Source organism: Paenibacillus sp. 01L418 (assembly GCF_056400045.1).
This window is the reverse complement of record NZ_JBFTSN010000474.1, coordinates 1-4,513: the sequence shown is the minus strand read 5'-3', so window position 1 is coordinate 4,513 and position 4,513 is coordinate 1. Positions and strand designations below refer to the sequence as shown.

Here is a 4,513-nt window from a genome sequence, read left to right as displayed (position 1 = left end):
CGCCAATATAAATATAAGCAAATTACTTCGTTTATCCATAAAAAGCATCTCCAGCCTTCCTTGTATCTTTACTATTTTCTAAACAAAGCAACAATAACTCTTAAAGTCGACTTTAAGTCAAGCGATAATCTAAAATCACTAGAACAAGATGAGAAAGCGCTGTTGCATTAAAGTGTACTTTAAGGTCTATAATAAAACCTAACTGATGATCACATTAATAAGAGCAAAATAATTATAAGGATATATGGAGGATTCAAATGGAAATTCATATCAAAGAAGCAGCAGATAAGATAGGTTTGCCTGCACATACACTCCGTTATTATGAACAAGAAGGTCTTTTACCTTTTATAAAAAGGGATGAAAATGGAAATCGTATTTTTAACGAAGCAGATTTATTATGGTTAGAGCTTATTGTATGTTTACGAAAAACTGACATCCCTCTTTCAGAGTTACGTGCAATCGTGGAGTTAACAAAAGTAGGAGATAGCACAGCCTCGCAACGCAAACAGATATTTGAAAAGCATAAAGAAAAAATGATGGAGAAACAACGAGACTTGGATAACGCTTTTATCAAAATTGATTTGAAAATAGAATACTACGATGTATTAGAAAAGAAGTACTACAAAGAAAATCTTAAATAAGAACTTTTTTAATAATTTTCAAAAAGCCCTTGCCTTAAAGTCCACATTAAGGATTAAGCTAATCTTGCTATTAAAATAAGTTGATCCGAGTTACTTCTTCAATCAACTTATTATTTTACCAAAGAAAGGATTGTATTATCTATTATGTGTAATAATCATAAAAACATTTCTACAACACGTGTTCTAAGTGTCCCAAGTGCAAAAGCACCATTTGAAAAGATCATTATTGAGCGAAGAGATTTACGGCCAAACGATATCTTAATAGATATTAAGTTTAGTGGCATTTGCCACTCTGATATTCACAGTGCATTCGGTGAATGGGGTGGCGGAATATTTCCCATGGTTCCTGGTCATGAAATTGCCGGAGTCGTAAAAGCAGTAGGGACAGAAGTCACCAAGTTTGTTGTTGGTGACCGTGTTGGCGTTGGCTGCTTTGTTGATTCCTGCGGAGAATGCGAATATTGTCTCAGTGGAGAAGAGCAATATTGTACGAAGGGTGTAGTCAACACATATAACGGTCTAGACTATGATGGTAATCCAACATACGGAGGATATAGCCAAAAAATCGTTGTAAAGGAAGGGTTCGTTGTCCGTATCCCAGACGGTCTGAATATGGATGTGGCTTGTCCACTATTATGTGCCGGCATTACGACATTCTCTCCTTTAAAACACTGGAATACTGGCCCAGGTAAGAAGGTTGCCATTGTCGGAATGGGAGGTCTTGGCCACGTAGCAGTTCAATTTGCTCATGCCATGGGTGCTGAAGTATCAGTATTGAGTCGCTCTATTGATAAGAAAGAAGAAGCATTGAAATTTGGCGCAGATCATTACTTTGCTACAAGTGAACCTGCTACATTTAAAGAATTAGCGGGGCGTTTTGATTTGATCTTAAACACCGTGTCTGCAAATCTGGATGTTGATGCGTATTTATCACTACTGCGCGTTGATGGGACACTTGTAAATGTTGGTGCACCAGCCGAACCCGATAAGTATCATGTATTTTCCTTAATTATGGGTCGTCGCAGCATTTCAGGTTCACTTGTTGGTGGAATTCGTGAAACACAGGAAATGCTTGATTTCGCAGCTGAACACGGTATTTCCCCTATGATCGAAGTGATAAGTGCAGACCAAGTCGAAGAATCGTATGAGCGTGTTCTCAAAAATGATGTGCGGTATCGGTTCGTTATTGACATTTCTACTTTATAACTCGCAATGATCTTTTATATCCACTTAAACCGGACCTGATGAAAAGAAAAAAAGCCATCGTTTAGTTTGATCAAAACGATGGCTTTTTGCTATTTGATTACCAACTATAAGTCCTTTGTAACACCGTGTCATACTAAGATCGTTCTTTCAACGACCAATAAATCATACTTATCCGTTAGTTCCGACGGAAAAAACTTAAGACTCTCTAGCAATCCTTAAGCGGAATGGAAAATTCAACATAAAAAGGATGAAGTTCTTCATTCAAGCAAAGCTCAATTCTTTGCCTGAAATTTCCCCAACTCACCATCTCTAATGCTGTTTCGATTGGAAAAAATCCTACTTCTAAAGACTCAGCGGTAGTTGTTAATTCTCCTCCGACCGGTCTGCCTAAAAATAAAGTGTTACAAATACTACTACTTACATTTTGAAAAATACCACAAAACTTTGTCACTTCTATATCTATACCGCTCTCTTCCTTTGTTTCCCTTATCGCTGCATCTTTCAATGATTCACCTTCTTCAACCTGCCCTCCTGGCATTTCCCAACCTCGTTTAGGTCCTTTTATCAATAATATTTCGTTACGCTCATTAACTACAATTGTTGCCGCAGAAACTATATGTTTTGGAGCCACTATATCGTCCTCCCCTTTTTTAAAATAACAAAACTAGATTACCACTAATTTCCTATAGCTGTATACTGCCCTTTTGGGGCAGACCGACGCAGACTGCGTATTGACGCTAAACATTTCCATTCATAGCTTTCTCTCTGGTAAAATAGAGAAAATCATATTTTACTTAGGAGGCAGGCGGCAACGATGGAACAAGAGCTAAGCGCACAGATATTGCAGTGGCACGAGGATGACGAACACCAGCAGATCGTAGACACTCTGATGAAGATTCCTCCAGCGGACAGGGATTACGATATGATCAGCAGCATAGGTCGGGCTTATAACAATCTGAGTTTGTATAAAAAAGCACTGGAACAGTTTGCTATCATTGCTGAGCAGGGAAAAAATGATCCGTTGTGGTATTTTCGCGTAGGCTATTCCTACTATTATATGAAGCGGTATGAGGAAGCGGCAAGTGTGCTAAGCACCGCGCTAGAGCTGGATCCTAACGATCAGCATTCAGCCAGATTGTTAGACTGGAGCCATAGCAAATGGCAAAAACAACAAAAAGCTGAATCCCTGCGCACACTCAGCAAACAAATGAAAGACCAGGGAGCGATTCCTTTTGAAGGTATGGATCTCGACAGCTTCTGGGAAGACAGTAACTATGCTAGAGAACAATATGTCTCTGATCCGCCTACAGATGAGCTGATTTCTTCTGTAGAAGAAGAACTCGGCTATAAGCTACCGGCAGCCTACATCGCTCTTATGAAGCATCAGAACGGTGGCATTCCCCATAATACATCCTTTCCGACAGATGAAGCTACCTCTTGGGCTGAGGATCATATTGCTATAACAGGAATTATGGGGATCGGACGCGACAAAAGCTACTCTATCTGCGGTGATCTCGGCAGTCCATTCATGATTGAAGAATGGGGATATCCGGATATCGGTGTGGTAATTTGTGACTGCCCTTCGGCAGGGCACGATGTTGTGATGCTGGATTACCGTCGCTGTGGCAAGGACGGCGAACCAGAAGTCATTCATGTCGATCAGGAAGATGATTACGAGATCACATTTCTGGCACCCAACTTCGAGTCGTTTATCCGCGGTCTGGTGAATGATGAGGATTACGACACTACTGAAGAAGATAAAGAGAACGATCTGCGCAAAGTGGCTGAAGGAAAATTCTCTCCACTGCTCACGGAACTCTGCGGTCAGGCCTCTGATGTTGACGGGCTGGAGTCCAAAATACGCAGTGTCTGTACCCGGATCGTCCAGGAGAAGAACCATTTCTCATTTCATGCGGATGAGCGGTCTCATCTCATGTACGATGTCCAGTTCTGGCTATATACCAACGCTTACCCGACTACCAGCCGTCAGCAGTATCTGGATACCTATCAGCAAATGATCGCTTTCGGCGGTGAATTCGGCCAAGGAGGGTACGCTCCTGKCTTCATCAGCGATTGGCTGGATGGGCGAATCGCGGAAGGCCTTATCGTTGAGGAGAACAGGGTTCTCCGCTTCACGGACGAGGCACGCAGTGCGGTTATAGCAAAGCTTTCCGCGGAAGCAGAAGCTGCACAGTCATTGTCAGCTGAAGGAGAAACGAAGGATGTGGCCCCCTTTACCATCGTGAAACAAAATAATGGCGGCAAATCTGTCATTCTGACGGTCGGTAGCTATTTGGCCGAACTATTCGACACCCGGGCAGACGAGGGGTTCGAAGGCAACGGTTACGATTGGGCTTCATTGGCGGCGGTGTTCTTGAATGAGCGGATGCCGGAACTCGCGGAAACGATTCATTTTGACCCGGAAGCAGATATGTTCTGTGCCTACTCGAGTAATGGAGTCGCATTAGAACAGTTCGCATGGGCGTTCAAATTCGCTTGTGAGGATGAGGTGCTTATTTACGATCTATTCACTCGCGCAGAATTGGATTGAGCTAATCATTCGGACAATTCCAGTTATGAATTATCCAGTATTAAATCGCCATTTAGATCAACATCCTCGAAATTATCATTTTTCAAATGAATGATAGAGCTTTTAATACTAGCAC

4 protein-coding genes are annotated in these 4,513 nt (G+C 41.8%); 3 read left to right on the top strand and 1 reads right to left on the bottom strand.

The window, feature by feature from the left end; translation table 11 throughout:
* Window positions 1-257: 257 nt before the first annotated feature.
* Window positions 258-641, top strand: a complete 384-nt coding sequence (locus tag AC1DSE_RS30695; protein ID WP_441911906.1) for a MerR family transcriptional regulator — start codon at window positions 258-260, stop codon at window positions 639-641.
* A gap of 144 nt (window positions 642-785) precedes the next feature.
* A complete protein-coding gene (locus AC1DSE_RS30690; RefSeq protein WP_477512051.1) occupies window positions 786-1,847 on the top strand; it encodes an NAD(P)-dependent alcohol dehydrogenase in 1,062 nt (353 codons plus the stop codon).
* 205 nt (window positions 1,848-2,052) lie between these two features.
* Here AC1DSE_RS30690 and AC1DSE_RS30685 read toward each other — a convergent pair whose 3' ends face one another.
* The gene (locus AC1DSE_RS30685) at window positions 2,053-2,481 is read right to left on the bottom strand and encodes an NUDIX hydrolase (protein WP_430063174.1); all 429 of its coding nucleotides are present in this window, start codon (window positions 2,479-2,481) and stop codon (window positions 2,053-2,055) included.
* A gap of 387 nt (window positions 2,482-2,868) precedes the next feature.
* Between AC1DSE_RS30685 and AC1DSE_RS30680 the strand changes: the two genes are divergently transcribed.
* A complete protein-coding gene (locus AC1DSE_RS30680; RefSeq protein ID WP_477528734.1) occupies window positions 2,869-4,398 on the top strand; it encodes an Imm51 family immunity protein in 1,530 nt (509 codons plus the stop codon).
* Window positions 4,399-4,513: the final 115 nt, after the last annotated feature.